A 19,338-nucleotide genomic window follows, 5' to 3' on the forward strand; every position below is an offset into this window, starting at 1 on the left:
CCTTTATCTCCATAGTTATATAAAATCCTATCTACTTTACTTCCATTAGTTATTTCTTCATATACTACGTTACTTCCTTCTAGTGTGTACTTATAGTTTACTCCATTTACTGTTTTTTCTGTTCTTATTCCATCACTATTATACTTATCCGATGTCTAGCGACTCTAACACTCCACCCTTATACAATGTGGCGATAAGAGCCGACACGACCCTGGATAAGTTCTTCTAACATTCAGAGGTAGTAAGGATATTCTACTACCTCTGAAGCTAAGAATCACTTAATAACTAATGTTTTTACTATTTCCTGTTATAGATGATAATGTTCTTCCACCTTCCCATTTAAGGGTATAACCATCATAAGTTAATGGATTTCCTATGGCATCATAGGTATAGACTAAGATTTACAAAAACAATTTTCCATTATATTTACATATAAAAATATCCTACAGAGTAGTTTTGTAGTAAATTACTCTATAGGGTATTTAAAATCTTATATACATTTCCATATAATAAATAACACAGCAATTATTAATTCTTCTTAAAAAGCAATTTTACATAATTATATCACTAACTATCTATTCTTCTTTAGGTGTCCAGTTTTTATTCAAATTTTTCCCCTGTAAATTCCAACGTTTCTCATGATAGTTAGTCTTTATTCCATTATAAAAATTTATATCATTTCTTCTACATCCATAGTTCCATGTTAAATCTACTATAATTGAAAATATAGTAACTATTTCGCTTGGAATATTTTTATTAAGTAAGATTATATAATCATATGCATTGTTAATGGATGAATTTATTCTTTCTATTAAGCCTACTTGTTCATTTTCTTTAAATATATGAACATATTTTTCAGTTTGCTCAATAATTTCATAATCAATGCCATTTATATCTGCAATAATATTGCATCCACCATTAGATTTTTCATGTATACTTCCCACACGAATATCATCCTTGTATACCTCAAATGGACAGACGCTAAATTTAAAAAAACTCATAAAAGGTATTAATCTTAAAATAATCTTATTAAAATTTTTCTGAGCTACATTATATAATTCGATACCATACTTATCGTATACTATTATCTTGCATAAACTTGCAAAAGTTCCTTTAGTTGCTTCTACTCTATAAATTAGCTGTGTTTCTGTATATATACTATACTTGTAATTCGGTCTATCACATGTATTTTGTGTAATTAACTTCATAATATCCCCTTATTTGTCATACTTAATCTTTTCTATATAATCCTTTTGGCACTTTATAAGGTAAATACTAAAAATTGTACTCACAGTATAAATATAGAACAACCCGAATATGCTATCCAATATATAATCATATCCCAGTGAAGACATGATTATTGACCATAAGATAACAAATACTAATGTAAATATAAAAGTTGATATAATTGTTTTATTTACTTTTTTCATATCACCAATTAAATAATAATTAAGGGAAATTGCAAAAGAAACAAAAAAATATGTTAGTGGTAATAAAATATATATATATTTAAATTTTATAATTTTATTCATATTTCCTCTCCTCACTATATTTTATGTTCTGTTAAGTTATATGAACATTGAACTTCTCAACCCTTGGAAATATAATATGTTTACCTAGAACTAATTATCCCCCCAAAAAGGAGAGAAGAACAATGAACAAAACAAATATAAAATGTCCTCGCTATCATTTCGATGAATTAAATAAGTTTATACTATAGATTTATTTAATTCCTAAAAAAAGATCATATCCATACCCTAAATGTGCTCCAATTTTAAATTTATTATCATATATTCCAACTCCTCCCCCAATAGAGAACATATCGACAGCTCCTCCTATTTCAAGTTTTCTTTTAGTAAATGGAATGGGAATATAAACTGAAGCTCCACCTTCAATTAACGCTAATTTTCCATATGCAGAAACTATAAAATTATCCCAAGAAATATCTAATCCAATTGCACTATCAATATGTGGCGTGTCTAGATACCAACCAAAGTATTTATATTCCTTATACACTTTTGCTAATCCCGCTTCTCCTCCTATTAGAAGAACTTTAAGAAATGATTCAGGTTTATTTATAGAAAACTTTAATACCTCAATATCTGAATAAAATGTTTTATAATCTATATTCGGTGGTCTATACCAATTGTTTAACTTATAATTATGCTTATTTATATACATTTTCTTAACTGCTTGGTAAGACGCTTCTCTCATTTTCTCAGTTTCTTCACCTTGAGTATATATAGGTCTAAAGCCATTAGGATCAGCGGTATTTACAGGATTATTTAAACAATAAGCAAACATATTATACCCAATGAATCCTTGTCCTGTAGATACTACTCCATCTGCATTCAAAAATCTTCCCCACTCAGGATTATAATATCTTGATTGCAAGTAATAATATCCAGTCTCTGTATCGTATCTATAGCCTCTATATCTATAAGGATTCTTTTCTCCTAATGCCTTATCTCCTGTTATAGATATTAATTTGCCCCAGGTGTCATAAATATAAGAAACAACTTGAGTTCCATTAGAATCTAGTATTCCTATGATATCACTCTGGGCATTTCTAATGTAGAAATACTCTTTACCATTTAGAGTAAAGCCTACTAAACCATTATCACCATAATTATATACTATCTTATCTACAGCACTCCCATTAGTTATTTCTTCATAAACTACGTTACTTCCCTCTAATGTATACTTATAGTTCACTCCATTTACTGTTTTTTCTGTTCTTATTCCATCACTATTATACTTATAACTAATGTCTTTACTATTTCCTGTAATCGAGGATAATGTTCTTCCACCTTCCCATTTAAAGGTGTAGCCATCATAAGTTAATGGATTTCCTATGGCATCATAGGTTATGGCTTTTCCATTATAAGAGGTTAACTTATCCTTCCAATTATTATCACCATAGCTATAATCTACAGCTTTAGTTGCTGCTCCTAGTGTTGCGTTACTTATTAGTGCATATTCTAAAACCTTTAGAATGTTCCCACTTTGATCATAGGTATAGGCTAGAGTTTTATTAAGTTCTCCATTATCTTCTCTTACAACCTGTCCTAAACTATCATAATAATACTTTATTACTTTACCATTATTTACAGTTTCAATTCTTCCTAAAGCATCATAGGTATATTTTATTTCACTATTGCCATTTTTTATTGATGATACCATTGAAGTTGTTGAACCTGCATAACCAGCTTTGTATTCATACTCTGTATTAAATGTTTTGCTATTATCTAGGTTTAATATTTTAGATTTAGTTCGTCCTATAGTATCATAGCTATAAGCTAAACTTTTTCCTGATGGTAGTGCTACTTTAGTAGTTTTTCCGTCTTTATCAAAATTAAAGCTTGTGGAATATGATTTTCCTGCTATATAGTTTTCTTTTTTACTAGTTTTATCAGTCTTATCATAATCATATTTAAACCAGTTTCCATTTGAATCCTCTGTTTTTACTAGTCTGTCTGCTAAGTCATAGGTGTATTTATTAGTAATTCCGCTTTTTAAATCCTGGGATATAGCTAAATTTCCAGAATTATCATAGGTATATTTTGAAGCTGTCTTACCATCTAAGGTTTTACTAGTTACCCTATTTAAATTATCATAACCGTAGGCTACTGTATTGCCATTTCCATAGGTAGCATTTTTTAATACACCTGATACATTATCATAGTTATTGGTTATTAAAGTGCTACTCCCCACTGCTACAGATTTCTGATTTCCATTTCCATCATAGGTAAAGTTGTAGCTTGTACTATTGCTAGAAACCTTTGATAATCTATCATTATTATAAGTATAGTTGTTCTGTCCTACCCTAGCAGTTACTTTTCCTCTGCCTTTAGTATACATTGATTTTACAGTATTGTCATCATAGCATTTGCTTGAAAGTATGAGTTCATCTAGATTTCCTTCTATTGAACTACCAGATAATTTTTGACCTATACATATATTAGCTCCTGAAAAATCTTTATAGGTACCTGAAGCTGATTTCTCTTTATTTCCATTAATATACATATTGGTTGTAAGAGTTGTTCCGCTTTTATTCCAAGATATTGTTAACATATTCCATTGTCCTGTGGTTACAGCTGTATTTGATGTTATTATGTCTACAATATTTCCACTACTATTCTTAACAGATAACTTTACTTTATTATCCGAAGCTAAATATGCCTCTATCACACCAATATTTTCTCTAGTTGTTCCAGAAAATATATATCTTGTACTAGTACTTACACTAGGTTTAAGCCAAAGATTCATTGTTCCTGAGTTGTCCCTTATTCCACTACTATAGTTAGCATATCTGCCTCCTGTAGCTTGCATAGTTAACTCATTAGATGAATCATACTTGCTCTTATCTGTAAGTGCTCTAAGTCCATTAATACTTGAAGAATTTCCTCTTAAAGGAACATATTCATCCCAATTTTTGTAGTATCCATAGTTACCACTCTTCAATTTATTATAATGCTGCTTTAGTTCTGTTAAATTGTCCACACCTGTAGAACAGTATAATTCTTCCACCTCTCCATTTAATGCCGCTTCCCTTATATAGTTAGCACCAATCATTACTTTACCACCTGTAAAGTCTCTTAAGCTTGAAACTGTAGTGCTTTTTACTTCATCGTCTACTATTAAAGAAGCTTTTAACCCTGAAGATGTATTTTCCCATTGAACTATTGTAGAATACCAAGTATTAGCATTGACAGCTTTATCTGATATAATTGCTTCTTTCCAATTACCACTACTATCTTTAAAGGCTAAACATACTTTATTACTAGGTGTTATATATAATCCAAATAACCCGCTATTAGGAGATGTACTATGAAGTAAATATCTAAGATTACCGCTACTATAGGTCTTAAATTTCATGGCCATTGTACCTTTATTTTTACTTAATCCTAAATTATATAGTATTCCTCCACCATCTTGAATTTTAAAAGTATAGTGCCCTTTGCTATCTTTAACTGGAGCAGCGCCCATATGAAGTGCCCTACTGCCTAAATCTCCACTACTGTTACCATTGATAAGAAAAGTTTCAGCCTTCCTTATATCCCCATAATTTTTATATCCAGTTGTGTTTACTAACTTATCTGTCTCATCGTATCCATAATAAGTAGCAACTCCCTCTGAATTAATTGTTACATCTAACGTATCCTTAGATTCACTATATACATTAAGTATTTGATTTCCACTAGTATCTATAGTTCTCTTTGTATATCCCGCAGTATCACTTGAAATATTACTGCTTTCCATAAATAATCCACTGCCAGATATCTTTGATGATACAGAATTACCGTAATTATCATAGATAAAAGAACTTACAACATTTTCAGCTGTAGTAGTTTGAATTAAATTTCTATTACTATCGTATGAATACTTAGTAGTATTTCCTTTAGGATCTTTAACCGAAGTTAATTTATCTTCCCCATCATACTTATAATCAGTTTGCTGTTTCACTAAATCTTCTGTAGATATAATGTTACCTTTATCATCATATTGGAAACTTTCACCAAACTCTTCTTTGCATAGCTGAAAACCATCAAAGTAAGCATTATTATCATTTTTATAATAAAGACCATATATATTTATGCTTGTATAATCACTATCTGCTTTAACCCTTCCAGATACATATTGCCAAGTATATGAATCTTCATTAAATGGTATAACTGCCCACTGATATGATCCATCAGTTCTTCTTATTCCAACATCTAAAGCAAAATATCTCCCACTAACATCTACTGGAAGAGATCCTCCCTTTGCCCAACCAGATGCTACAAAAACATCATCTTTTTTACCTGATACATTTATAGTTTGATACACATTTTTATTTTTACTAGGATTACCTGATATCTTATAAACAGAGTTTATCTTATCTAAACTTGTTGGATAAGTTGAATCTTTAGTTGTAAATAGTCCATTACTACTTTCCCATTCACCAGCAGTCCAAAAAGTAGTACTACCAACTCCATTTTCTACAAAATTTGCATTTTCTACCATGTTGTATTTATTTGCAATCTTTCCATCCTCCACTTGTAGATTGTCAAAATATGCAGTTCCTGTTTCTTCAATTACTCCACATCTAATATATACAATGTTAGATTTTGAATCTGCTGGTAGTGTAAATGTAACTGACTCTCTATTCCATCCGGTAGTTCCACTTATATGTTTAGATTCTATTGTTGCATATGATCCGGTACTATTCTGATAATTTACAAATAAAGCTGCACCCTTTTTATTTGTACTACTTACTCCATTAGTAGATACATACCCTGAAAAAGTATAAGTCTTACCCTTTTCTAAGGTAACAGCTTGACTATAAAATTTTCTACTAGTTTTATTTGTCATATTTACCTTTAATGAATATCTTCCCATGTTAGCTTTTGTAGTAGTAAATTCATTAGTACCTGCAGAACCTGTCCAATAGTCACTTGCCCAATATTTATCCTTTAACTCGCAATTATGGTTCATTAAATAATTATTGCTTGTCTTTTGAACTTTAGATTCCAGCTCTAATCTATTTTTTGCTTTTTCATTAGTATTATACTTATAATATTGTGCACTTCCATTGGAATCTTTAATAGATATTGTATTTCCTCCATTGTTAAATTGATAAGTATTAGTTCTACCTTTAGCATCCTTTATTTCAGTTTCATTATACCTATATTTAAAGGCTAGACTTTGCCCCTGTGCCCCAGCTGTATCTATATAAGTAGCAGTTTTAACTCTTGAAGTAGAACCTTCATAATAGGTATAGAGCAATTTAGCACCATCTAAACTTTTAACAGAAGATAAATTGTTATTACCTTCATAAGTATAATAAGATGCCTTACCATCTGGATAAGTTATTCTGCTTAATTGTATACCATTATAAGCATAGCTAATTTTTCTTCCAGCTGGATCAGTGATACCAATTAACGTTCCACCTGATGTATATTGTAAAAGTGTAGTTCTACCTGTGCTATCCTGAACTCCACTTATTCTAGTTCCATCATAAAGTATAGTGTTAGTATTATTAGTAGTATCTGTAATAGTTTTAAGATACCCACCAGGAACAAAATATAATTTATTTCTATCTTTATCCGTAATCATATAGCTTCCATCACTATTTTTAGAGAATTTAATACCTTCAAGACTTTCACATTTATAAGTTTTAGATGCTGAATCATAATAAAAATAATGATTAGTTCCATCACTATCAAAGTATTTATAATAGGTTTTACCACTTATTACTTCTTCTGTTATCCTTTGTTGAATGTTGAGTTTCCACCCTTTTCCGTACCCTATATCAATGCTTTTATCATTACTATTATAAACATGTTCAATTTTCAATGCTAACCTACTATCTGAGGCTGTATAATCATTATGGGTAAAAACAACATTACCATTATAATCATTAATATATCCTATTCCACTTCTTCCCATATCCTGTGAATGATATGTCCAGTAGTTCTCCAATCCTGTATTATTAACATATCGAATTGATACTAATGGCCATCCAGAACTATAAGCACTATGACAATCTGAAGATAAAAAAGCAGTATTTCCGGATGTAGGTTTATCTCTTTTTAAAGCTATACCATAATTATTTCCTTTTGTGTACCAGTTTTTTACAGCTTTAGTTACATTCCAGGAGTACCAACCATTTTTAACAGTTTGTATATCTAGTATTCTACTTTCAACTCCAGGTTTAGTTTTCCATATTATGCCCTTACTTGATGTTGCCTCCCATGGGCTAGAAACTTCATATGCATTTATTTGTCCATCAGTTCCACTTTTTTCATTTATCTTAAATAATGCTAATTCTGCATCGACTACCATATCCCCAGCATTTAATTTAGGTAATTTAGTAAATTTAACATATGTCTCTGTAGTTCCTACGGTTTGAACATTTCCAACTCTAAGAAATAAGTTGTTCCATTTATTTTCAGTATCCGTTGATGCTACAAAAGTATCTTCTATATAATTAGTGTTAGTATCTGTTCTAACTATTGGGTCTACTGTAATTGGAAATTCTCTTTTGTCATCATTAATCCATTCATTATTTGGAACTATCTCTAATGTATATCCTCCTTCTTCTGCTTCTTTGAATATTAGCTCAATATCCTCAGATATTTCTCCCTTTGCATCATACATAAAAGGCTTATCTAGTTGGAATACTTCAGCTCCAGTCTCTAGGTCTTCAAATATAATTATATTTCCTTCAACTCTAGGTTTTAGATTTTCTATATTCAAATTAAACAAAATTGAGGGATTATCTATTTTTTCATTTAATATTATATTTTCCTTTACTGTTTTTCCTATTAATTTATACTCTAAGTCAATATTTTCGTAAATAGACTTAAATTCTACACTTGATTTAACATTAGGTAAAAACTTCTTATCAATTTCCTTTTTAATCTTATCTCTTAAACTCTTATTATTACTAATTGATCTTTTTGCCCTTCTATTACCTCCAAGTTGTTGTTTCACCATTTCATCAATAACTTTATTTATATCTGTATTTTCTACTGATGCTTTACTTAGTTTGCTTATATTTTTTATTATCCTATTTCTATTTAATTTATCATCATCTTTATTCTTATTTTTATCACTACTATTAGATCTTTTTACATCTCCATTAATATCATCTTTATTATTTTCTTTAGTTTCTTTACTTACTTTCTCATCTTTATTTGAATCTTTTTTTTCTTCTTTCTCTTTATTCTCTTTAACTTTTTCTTCTTCTTTATTTAAAGTTTTATCTATTGTAGTATTTTTTGATACTTTTCCTATTAAATTAGTTTTCTTTTTTAATTTAGTAGTTTCACTATCAATAGGTGAATCATCTATTCTATCCTTTATTTCTTCATTTGTAGTTGGTTTTTCTGTTTCTCCACCTTTTTTGTCTTCAGTAGATGGTGATTCTGTTTCACCCTCTGTTTTGCCATCTAAAGGTGGATTATCTATTTCCCCTTCTTGTTTATCATCATCTGATGGTTTTTCACTTTCCTCACTTGGTTTATCCTCTGTTGATGGCTTTTCTGTTTCTTCGTTTTTCTTATTATCTATAGTTGGTTTTTCTTCTTCAACACCTTTATCATCTGATGCTGGTACTTCTTCTAATTTTTCTCCGATACCAACACCTATGTTCCACCATATTTTATACTTATCCTTTGATACAGAAATAAGCTCTTTATCACTAGCATTTTTACCTATCCTAACAGTGAATTCATTTTCTTTATTTTCATAATAATTCCCTTTATCATGCAATGAATTATTGATATCTACCCATTTGCCATTTTTTAAATAGTGTATAGGTTCTTCATATAATATTGCTTCATAAGTTCCATCGTCTTTTAAAAAGTACTTTGTATTCTCCTCTCTCTTCTCTTCAAGTTCTCTAACTATTTCTGCCTCCTGATTTTGATTAGTAGTCATTTCTTCTGTGTCATCCGTAGCACTTACTATAATTGCATTTATCGGTGTCATTGTTACCAATAATGTAATTATAAGTAATTTACATACGTTTTTATAAAATTTCGTCAAAATTATCCCCCCAAATATTTATTACAAACTATAATTCTACAAATTTCATCTTTTTCCTTTTTATTTCCATGAACTTTCATGTGTGAAATTGATACTTTCATGCACATTTTGTATATTTGAATAACTATTTAACTATAAAATACATTTTATCCTAAATAATTAGTTGTATTTTATTACTAAATTGAACAATGGATGAGAGTTATTTACGTTGTAATTTTAACTAATACAACTCATTAAAATAAATATATCTTTATTGCTTTTTATTTTTATATAATATAAATTAAATATATAAATACTTTAGGAGGTCTTATGTTTAATAATTTTATTTTATATTTAATAGTAATAAACCTAATTGGATTTTTTATAATGTTAATAGATAAAAGAAAGGCAATAAAAAGGCAATGGAGAGTTAGCGAAAAAGCTCTTATCTGTATATCTATAATAGGAGGTTCCATTGGTATGTTAGCTGGTATGAGCACTTTTAGACATAAAACTAAGCATAAAAAATTCACTATTGGTATTCCTCTTATCCTTGTTATACAAATAGCTATATTAACTTATTTTAGCAGTTTATAATTATAGAAATGGCTTCATAATCCTTGAACTTTCATTGTGTTTTCACTGGTATTATATGATAAAACCCTGGAACCCGCATGAATAGAACAAATAGTTAACTAGTTATATAGTTTAATAGCTTCATAGTTAACTATTTTTATAGTTCCATATAAAAATAGCTTCCTATACAAATATTTATATAGGAAGCCATTAATTCGATTTAAAATGCAATTCTATAGTTTATAGCAAGCTTCTACTTCACCTACATATAACACATGATAGTCCTCTGCTGGATAACTTGAGCTCTTTATTGCATCAGATAAAAACTCTGGATTCATTTCTTGTTTATAAACTATTTTACATTCATAAGTCAATACATTAGATTTTTCTATTATTGGAGTATCTACAGTTTTAGCTGGAATTAGTTTTAAATTACATTCCTTAAATTTATCATAATCTCTTCCTGATTTAGTACCGCAGAATTTAATTTCCTCCTTTAAGCCATCATCAAGAGGAATTGTTACAGTAAAGTTATCAGTTTTTTCTATAATAGAAAAGGTATGTCTATGCTTTCTTACTAGCACTGTAAATATAGGTTTTCCCCATTGGAATCCAACATTTCCCCACCCTATTGTCATAGTATTAACTTCATCTCCAGCCTTTACAGTTAAAAAGGCACCTTTTTCATGTAGATTCCTTACTGCTACATTTAAGTCTTCAGTAAAAATTTTAAAATCAACCATTGGAATCCTCTCCTCATTTTTATATTTTTTTCACTATTACTATTCTTTCTTATATTATACACCTATTAAATTATAAATATAAGAATTTAGAGATATTTTTCATTTTCACAATGATAATATAATAAAAGAATATCTCAAAATCATTTATATTTGAGATATTCCATTATACTTACAGAATAAATTTATTTATATAGGATGAGGTCATTGAAGATAATAGTGCTCCATAATCTACATCAAAAGAAATTATATCACCAACTCTGTAGTCAGCTTCACTTTCCGTTACATCTAATAAAAGATGATCACTACTGCCACCTAATATTATTATTTTTTCATCTCTAGGAATTATTCCATCAATTTTTACATCTTGTCTTCCCATTGAAATTATAGCTCTTTTTATTGTTCCTCTATCCTTAAAGGTTGGAACCTCTCCAAAGGCATCCATACCAATATTTCCTATTGGTACCGATGGCTTATCCTTAATTTCTATAATTTCACCTCTTAAAGTAAACACATCTTTAAACATTCCTGGAATATCTCTTCCATAAGCGGTTTCTCTTCCTAAAGCCACTGATTCCCCAAGTCTTAAATTATTAATTCCTTCTGGAATAGTTTCATTCATTACCATATATAAACTACTAGAATTTCCTCCTGATACTATAGGCATCTTAATATTTAATTCTTCTTCTATGGTGTTTTTTATTTTAAGTAAACTTCCTAAATTTACTTCATCAGGTATTACTCCTCCATAGCAAGTTAAATTTGTTCCTATCCCCATAAGCTTTATATTGGGCAACTTAATAATTTCCCTGGACATTTCTAGTGCATCTTTCTCTAAAACACCTTCCCTTAAATCGCCTAAATCCACCATTAAAATTATTTTATGAGTTTTCTTAGCTCTTATAGCTTCCTTTGATAATGCCTTAATTGTATCTATCTCTGAATTAAGGGAAATATCACTATACATGATTACTTCTCTTACTTCACTAAGAGCTGGAATTCTAAGAAGTAGCTTTTCACAATTTAAATTTGCTATCTTTTTTAAATTAGCTACTCTTGAATCTCCTATGGTTTTTACCCCCGCATCTAAAACACCTTTAACTATATCAGGGTGTGAGCAAAATACCTTAGTTACTACAGCCATATCTATCATCTTTCCATTGCACATATTTAATAAAAATTTAGTATTGTAAGTTAATTTTTTTAAATCAATATCAATCCTAGGATATCTATCCTTTTCTTCTTCTTTCCATAACTCTTGTTCAAGGGCAGTATTATAAGTTAAATTTTCTTGATTTAATTCTACTTCTGAATAACATTTTTCCATTCTCTAACTCTCCTCCTTTACAGAAACTAAAAATTTAATTTGTTATTATAAATTTAAACTAGCTTTAAGCAATTCTATTGCAGCTTCTTTATTTTCTCTACTTAAAACTCCAGCACAGGCCATGATATACATATTATCTAGGAGTACCTTTGCCTCTTTTGTTGGACGCATGGTAATGTCTCCCTTAACATCCTTTATACTCTCTAGCATTTCCTTGCCTTTACCTAACCTAGTTAGAGCACCCCCTGTACCTATGATATATTTAACCATTGATAAATCCTTTCCATAGGCACTAAACTTTCTTCCTGAATTGTATACTCTTTTAATTTGCCCTACATGTCTATCTATGGCAGTGTTTACAGCTTTTTGAGTAAGTATCCTACTCCAATATTTCTCTTCTTCTGTAGTTGGAATAGGCTTAATGAAATTCCTTATACTATCTTTAATTCTTCCTTCTAATTCGTATGCTTGTAAAAGCTCTAATACATTTTCTCTATTTACATATACCCCTAAATCACCTTCTACGGTACGCTTTGCTTTTGGTTCTGGAGTCACTAATATATCTAAAATTTCCACACTACCTTCTGTTACCGAGTGAACATCTGTAGTAGCTCCTCCAACATCCACCACTATTACATCACCGATTATTTCATAGAGTAACTTTGTAGCTTCCATTACAGCTCCAGGGGTTGGCATTATAGCTCCATCCACCATTTCCTTAATTTTATCCATACCACCTGCTTTAACAATATTTACTTCAAAAGCATCTTGAATTATTCCTCTAGCAGGCTCCACATTTAATTCATCTACCCTAGGATATACATTATCTATTACATAAAGCTCTCTACCTTCAAATATCTCTTTTATTTCCTCTTGGTTAGCTATATTACCACAATAAACCACAGGGATATTCAGCTCAGCATCTCTTATAATCTCAGCATTGTCTAAGGCAGTTTCCCTCTCTCCATAGTCTGTACCACCTGCAATCATTATAAGATTAGGATTTATTTCTTTTATTTTTTTAATATCCGTTCTTCTAAGCCTACCTGCTGTTACCATTTTTATAATTCCGCCTGCGCCTAAGGCTGCTTCCTTTGCAGCTTTAACTGTCATATCTTGTACTAATCCATGAACAGTTATTTTTAAGCCTCCTGCAGCGCTACTAGTACCTATCATCCTGTCATATTCAATGGATTCTCCTAGCTGTTCCTCCATTTCATTAATTGCATTTCTAAGTCCAATGGTTACATCACCTTGTAAAACAGAAGTAAAGGCCTTACCTTGTCCTACAACCTCAACTCCTTTTTTAAAATTAAAGGCTGTTACTACAGTGGTTGTACTTCCGATTTCCGCTATTAAATATTCAACTCTCATAGCTTCCCTCCTAGTTTAAAGGGGATACCTCAAAATTTTACTAAGCATTAATCTATCCTTAAGGTAAACTTAGTTTAATTATTTGAGACACCCCCAGTACTTTATATAAATATCATATATTTTATTATTATTTAATATAGTTTATCTAATAATAAATCTTCAAATTATTATTGTTCTTTTTTTATTAAGGTTTCAATGATAAAGGAAGCAACATTATTTCCATGAGTTCCTCTACCAAAGCCTGCATCCATACCATGAGCTACAGCAATTTCATTAGTTACTTGAGTTCCTCCACAAGCTATTATGAATTTGTCTCTCACACCTTTTTCTATGCATAGATTATGAATCTTTTGCATGTTCTTTGTGTGTACATCATTGTGAGTGATAATAGTACTCATTATTATAGCTTGAGCCTTTGTCTCAATAGCTGCATCTATTAACTTTTCTACTGGACAAGAAGTTCCAAGATATACTACATCTATACCATATCTTTCAATACCACCATGCTTAATATCTATAATTTCTCTTAGACCAACAGAGTGTTCATCTTCTCCAACAGTAGCAGCTACCACTCTAATAGGATTATTCTTAACGTAATCTCTCATTACATCATCTGGTAAAAGCTCTTGCTTTTCTGGAATCTTAAGTTCATCTTTTTTAATTGCAAAGCTTACTCTACCTTTGATTTCTACTAAAGTACCTTCTGCATCTTGCATAACCTGTTTATGAATAACCTCTACATCAGTTAAATTCATTCTTCTTCCTATTTCAAGGGCTGCAGCCTCTGCTATATTTTCCTCTTCAGTAAGGAATAATGTTGTAGATACATAGCCATCATTCTTCCACTCTACTTCTGGAATTATAGTTCCTTCCTCTTTACTATTTTTAGCCATTCTTACATTAACATTGTCTTCTTCATCAAGTTCATCTATATAAACTATTTTGCTATGATTACATAATGTACATTCATCTATTGCATCACATGGTTTGTTATATTCTTCTGGAACATTATTATATCCAAAGTGAGCACATACTGGAGCAAAGTATTCTTTATCTCTTGGAACTACTGTATCAACAGCAATACCTCCATCTATCTTTCTTACAATACCATCACTATTTCTTTCTGGATATTCTCCTGAATCTACAAAGAATCCATCTTCTACTGCTTTGAAGTATCCACCATTTTCAATCATTTCCTCTAGGAATAATACTGCTCTTTCCTTAAGTTCTCTAACCTTCTCTGGAAGATATCCATCCTTTTTAAGCTCTATCATATCCATTAAGCCATCCATACCAATTAAAGCTTGCTTAGCTGTATTTACAGCATGGATATTATTATAATGCCAAGGTACATTTCTTCCTTCATCAGGAGTGATTGTACTTTGAATATCTGCTGAAGTAAGTTCAGATATTAACAAGTTTAATGAATGGGTTACTGTAGCTTCTCTAGTACAAGATGCCATATATTTTGTGTTCATCTGCGCTCTCATTTTATAGTTCTTAAATAAGTCTCTAAGTGCTACAGCATAAGGTAAATCATATCTTAAACATGGAGCTGGTGGTGCTGTTGGTGGTACTGTAGATAGTGATATATTGCTTTGTTTCATACCAACCTTCTCAGAGAATTTTGAATTTATAGCATGTTGAACCATAAGTTCAGGCATTACCTTATAACCCTTCATTGCAGTTGCGTTTGCATTATGTGCTCCATCTATTTGTAAAATATCAGCCCATGCCATTATATGTTTTGCTACTGCTGCATCAACGAAGGATCTAACCATATTTATGTTTCTGTAAAGTACATTATATTGAGGATCCTGGTGAGCTCCATTTATTCCTTCTTCTGCAAACATTACAGCAATATCTGGACCTGCAACCCCTGATACATAGGAGTGGAAATTTATTGGTCTTCCTACTTCTTCCTCTATCATATCAAGAGCTTTTCTTGTAGCTCTAACTTCTTTCCTAGTTATTGGAACTCCACCAGTTCCTTCTGGACTTCCTTCAATTAAACTATCATAGTGACTTTGTCCTGATGTTCTTATAACCATTATATGATCTGCACCGTGCCAAGCTGCCATTCTCATTCTTCTAATATCATCTTCAAATCTTCCTGAAGCTATTTCTGAAGTTATTACAGCTTTTGGTTGAGGGTCTATATTAGCAAAGCTGGTTGCTGATGGAAGTGCTTTACTATTTTTTAGGGGTTTTGATATTTCCTTATATTTAAACTCTCCCATTGGCTCTTTATATTCTTCTCTCCAATGCCAACCTCTTCTTTTAGGTTCATACCTATCTAAGTCCTTAAGTATTTCTGCTACATCTATTTTCTTATTTATATCTAGCATTATTTATCCCCCCCAAACAAATTAGTTACTTCATTCCAGCCTTTTCCTTCTCCAAGTTCTCTACCAGCTTCTAAATATGGCACACTCTTTAATTTTGCATATTTTAAAACTACGTTTCCCATACCTTTTCCAAGAAGTCCTGATTTTAAGCCTTCTTGAACTATAGCTTGAGATTCTATGCTTGAAAAACCCATTCTAAGAAGTACTGACCTTTCTATAGAGGATGATGTATTTCCATATGCTAAATCCACCATTGGATTTACTATTTCTTCTGTCAATTTCCAAAACCTTTCATATAATTCTTCATCACTTAAACTTTCTAAATGTTTTCTTCTTACTTCAAAATCGTCTTCTCTTTTCACTACTTCTCTCCCCCTAATGGTTTCTTATTATTTCACACATTATTTATCTTTACCCTATTTACTTATTAACTCTATTTCACATTAACCCCAAATTCTTTAAGAATATCTATTACTGTTTCTTTTCTAAGTTTTGTTTCCTCACATAAGAAATCTAAATCTACCTGTCCAATTTCCTTTTCCTTTAAAAGCTTTACTGTGTTTTTAATTAATGATTTTCTATAATCGTCTAGCTCTTTATTAACTATTTGCAAATAAGATGGATCCTCTGGAAGTATAATATTTTCTCCTGGAACTTCATCCATTGGATTACCTCTAAGCACTTTAATTCCATTTTCCTTTGCAAAGGTTAATTGTGGAACTATATGCTTTCCGGCACCAGTATACTCAGTCTCCTGAACTACTAAAATTGCATCATCCTCCATCTCTTGAGCTATTACAAAGGCTGCTGCTAAAGAAGTATTTCCAGCTGGTCCTCTTTCAAGTCCTTCAAGCTGTGCTAAAAGCTCAGTCATGTAGAACACTTCCCCTTGTGGCAAGGTTACATATCTATCTAAATATCTAAGAGGTCTTGCAGCACTTCTTGGAACGTCACTTCTATCTGGCCATACCATGAATGGAATACCAAATCCAGTGTGTCCAGTAGTGAAGGATTTTCTATTAAATGCTTTATCACTTGCCATATGAAGACCTTGTAAATTTACAGAAGCTCCAATAACTTTTGTATTATTTGCTCCTGCCTTTATAAGTCCTCTTGCAGTACCAGTAACATTTCCACCACCTGCATGGGTAATTACTACAGCTTCTGGATCCTTTCCAAATCTCTCTCTACATTCTGTAGCTATCTCATAACCTAAAGTTTCAACTCCAGCTATTCCATAAGCAGAATATAATGATGCATTATAAAAACCCGTTTCTTCTAAAGTCTCTAGATAGGTGTAGAATAATTCTGGTCCTACTGTTAATTGTAAAACTTCAGCCCCTAGCCATTCACACTTTCTACCCTTCTCTATAATCTCCGGTTGTCCTACTTTTTTAGAATCATAACATTCTTGAACTATGGTACATTTTAACCCCTTCATAGCTGCTTGAGATGCTACTGCTGCTCCATAATTTCCAGAAGTAGCTGATGCTACACCCTTATAGCCTCTTTCCTTAGCATCATACACAGATACAGATGCTCTTCTATCTTTAAAACTTCCAGATGGATTGCAGCTTTCATCCTTAACAAATATCCTAGCTGCTTTTCCAGTCTTTGATACCTTTCTTGCCAAGGCAGTAATATTTCTTAATTCTAAGAGAGGTGTATTTCCAACGCCTACCTCTCGTTGAATTTTCATAATATCACTTAGGGAGTATCCTATATCTCTCATCATTGCTTCATAATCAAAAGCTATACTTCCCTTTTCATATTTGTCAAAATCCATTCCTACAGACTTAATCATAATTTGATTTTTTCTGCTCATAACCTCTTCGTACTTATTCATATCAATCACCTACTTTCTGTATAACTATTTATTGAAAATCATTTCCTTAGCTTGCTTTCCAATATAGGCTATTTCACTTACATATCTACCAAAATTATGAGAATATGAAGGTTCTACCACCTTAGCTATACCTCTCATAGTTCTTCCAATAGTTGTAGTGATTTCAACTTCATCACCCAGTTCACAATCTGAATTTACAAAACCCCTAACCCACATTTTAAGTGGAGTTTTCTTTGTATCTTCTGGAATTGCTGGCGATCTATCCTCACATTGTAATACCACTGTTTCTATTTCAATAAATGTGTTCTTCTTAATCAACACCTTCACCTCCGAAGTAAATATCTATAATTAAATAAAGTTTATCTATCTATGAAATTTCTAAAGTCTCCCATTATAGCCCTTGGTACTGGTAAATCTATCATAGTTTTTAATCCTGGATTTGCATTAATTACATGTGGAATCATATTAACGCACATAGCAATTGTTCCAAGTCCACCATCAACCTCTGGCTTAATTGACATATTAACTTCTGGTGTACCTTTTATTGTGATGTAATCTCCAGTAAATGTACCTTCCATTTCAGGTTCTATTTGTTGTGGATGAATCATATCTATTTTTACTTCTCCATCAACATATCCTTGACCTGTCATATTAACACCTGCAACATCTCCAGCAGCTGCAAAGCCATAAGGTGACTTTCTATCTACAGTAGTTACTATTGGAGCCATTTGTTGTTCAAACTTATCCACTTTCCAACCCATAGAATCAGCTATCATATTTACAGATTCTATAAATCCAACATGCCCTGCTAAACTTCCATCCTTAACTCCTGCATTAAAATTTTCAACCTTCATCCCAACTCCTTGTTCTTCCATAACCGCTGGTCCAAATGGTGATAAACTATTTACTCTCTTTGCTTCAACATGAGTTACTTCAGTCATACAACCTGTTAAACATACAACAAGTAAATCCATGATTAATCCTGGATTTATACCTGTTCCAAGAATTGTAACTCCATTTTCCTTTGCAATTCTATTTAACTCTGCAGCTAGTTCAGGATTTTTAGCTTGAGGATAAGACATTTCTTCTGCTGTAGAAATAACATTTATTTTCTTCTCAAGTACAGATTTCAACTTTGGAAAAGCATTTTTTGTGAAAGAATCTGTTGCACATAAACAAATATCACAGCATTTTTCTGTTAATACTTCATCTATGTTAGCTTTTATTATTACATCTTCCCTATCTCCTTTTTCTTCTCCCAAAACTTGAAAAATACTTTTCCCAGCTCTATCAGGGTGCATATCACAAACCCCTATTATGTCTACACCTTTTTTAGTTAATAGCATTTTTGCCATTCCACTTCCCATAGCTCCAAAGCCCCAAATTGCTACCTTGACATTTTCCATTGTAAAATCCCCCTCGTGATTAAATTATTTTTATAAATTCTATATTTTACTAGAGCAATTCCCATGCCAAAGAAAATACATTATTTAGAGACTTTCATAACTTTAAATAGGTTAAATGTATATAATTTCATCACTTTTTAAAATTTACCGCAAAAAATTTTTCTATATTTACTTAGGTTCTATCCACTTAAAAAGCGTATGAAAAATT

At 31.2% G+C, this 19,338-nt stretch carries 11 protein-coding genes; 1 reads left to right on the forward strand and 10 read right to left on the reverse strand.

The window, feature by feature from the left end:
• Positions 1-575 precede the first annotated feature (575 nt).
• Both B3630_RS10705 and B3630_RS10710 read right to left on the reverse strand, forming a co-directional pair.
• A complete protein-coding gene (locus tag B3630_RS10705) occupies positions 576-1,208 on the reverse strand; it encodes a hypothetical protein (RefSeq protein ID WP_346897998.1) in 633 nt (210 codons plus the stop codon).
• A 514-nt stretch (positions 1,209-1,722) separates the two neighbouring features.
• Positions 1,723-9,534 carry an RHS repeat-associated core domain-containing protein gene (locus B3630_RS10710; RefSeq protein WP_346898000.1) on the reverse strand — a complete coding sequence of 2,604 codons (7,812 nt, stop codon included), beginning with the start codon at positions 9,532-9,534 and terminating at the stop codon, positions 1,723-1,725.
• A 309-nt stretch (positions 9,535-9,843) separates the two neighbouring features.
• On the opposite strand from B3630_RS10710, the gene B3630_RS10715 reads away from it, so the two are divergent.
• Positions 9,844-10,110 carry a DUF1294 domain-containing protein gene (locus B3630_RS10715; RefSeq protein WP_346870997.1) on the forward strand — a complete coding sequence of 89 codons (267 nt, stop codon included), beginning with the start codon at positions 9,844-9,846 and terminating at the stop codon, positions 10,108-10,110.
• Between the two features lie 212 nt (positions 10,111-10,322).
• On the opposite strand, the gene B3630_RS10720 is transcribed toward B3630_RS10715, so the two are convergent.
• The 8 genes from B3630_RS10720 to ord form a co-directional block, all read right to left on the reverse strand.
• Positions 10,323-10,832 carry a flavin reductase family protein gene (locus B3630_RS10720; protein ID WP_346898002.1) on the reverse strand — a complete coding sequence of 170 codons (510 nt, stop codon included), beginning with the start codon at positions 10,830-10,832 and terminating at the stop codon, positions 10,323-10,325.
• 169 nt (positions 10,833-11,001) lie between these two features.
• The gene (gene orr, locus B3630_RS10725) at positions 11,002-12,156 is read right to left on the reverse strand and encodes an ornithine racemase Orr (protein WP_346898004.1); all 1,155 of its coding nucleotides are present in this window, start codon (positions 12,154-12,156) and stop codon (positions 11,002-11,004) included.
• Between the two features lie 45 nt (positions 12,157-12,201).
• Positions 12,202-13,530 carry a GlmL-related ornithine degradation protein gene (locus B3630_RS10730; protein ID WP_346898006.1) on the reverse strand — a complete coding sequence of 443 codons (1,329 nt, stop codon included), beginning with the start codon at positions 13,528-13,530 and terminating at the stop codon, positions 12,202-12,204.
• Between the two features lie 167 nt (positions 13,531-13,697).
• Positions 13,698-15,878, reverse strand: coding sequence for a D-ornithine 4,5-aminomutase subunit OraE (gene oraE / locus B3630_RS10735; RefSeq protein ID WP_346898008.1), 2,181 nt, complete (start codon positions 15,876-15,878; stop codon positions 13,698-13,700).
• Entirely contained in the window at positions 15,878-16,240 is a 363-nt protein-coding gene (locus tag B3630_RS10740) for an ornithine aminomutase subunit alpha (protein ID WP_343824376.1), read from the reverse strand. The genes oraE and B3630_RS10740 overlap by 1 nt, the downstream gene beginning before the upstream one ends.
• Positions 16,241-16,311: 71 nt before the next feature.
• Positions 16,312-17,724 carry a 2-amino-4-oxopentanoate thiolase subunit OrtB gene (ortB, locus tag B3630_RS10745; protein WP_346898010.1) on the reverse strand — a complete coding sequence of 471 codons (1,413 nt, stop codon included), beginning with the start codon at positions 17,722-17,724 and terminating at the stop codon, positions 16,312-16,314.
• A 24-nt stretch (positions 17,725-17,748) separates the two neighbouring features.
• Complete coding sequence (gene ortA / locus B3630_RS10750) at positions 17,749-18,045, reverse strand: 2-amino-4-oxopentanoate thiolase subunit OrtA (protein ID WP_414633010.1); 297 nt, start codon at positions 18,043-18,045, stop codon at positions 17,749-17,751.
• A 38-nt stretch (positions 18,046-18,083) separates the two neighbouring features.
• Positions 18,084-19,130 carry a 2,4-diaminopentanoate dehydrogenase gene (ord, locus tag B3630_RS10755; protein ID WP_346898014.1) on the reverse strand — a complete coding sequence of 349 codons (1,047 nt, stop codon included), beginning with the start codon at positions 19,128-19,130 and terminating at the stop codon, positions 18,084-18,086.
• Positions 19,131-19,338 lie beyond the last annotated feature (208 nt).

Origin of the sequence: Clostridium sp. UBA7503 (genome assembly GCF_002477055.1) — a bacterium.
GTDB classification, from domain to species: Bacteria; Bacillota; Clostridia; order Clostridiales; family Clostridiaceae; genus Clostridium_J; species Clostridium_J sulfidigenes.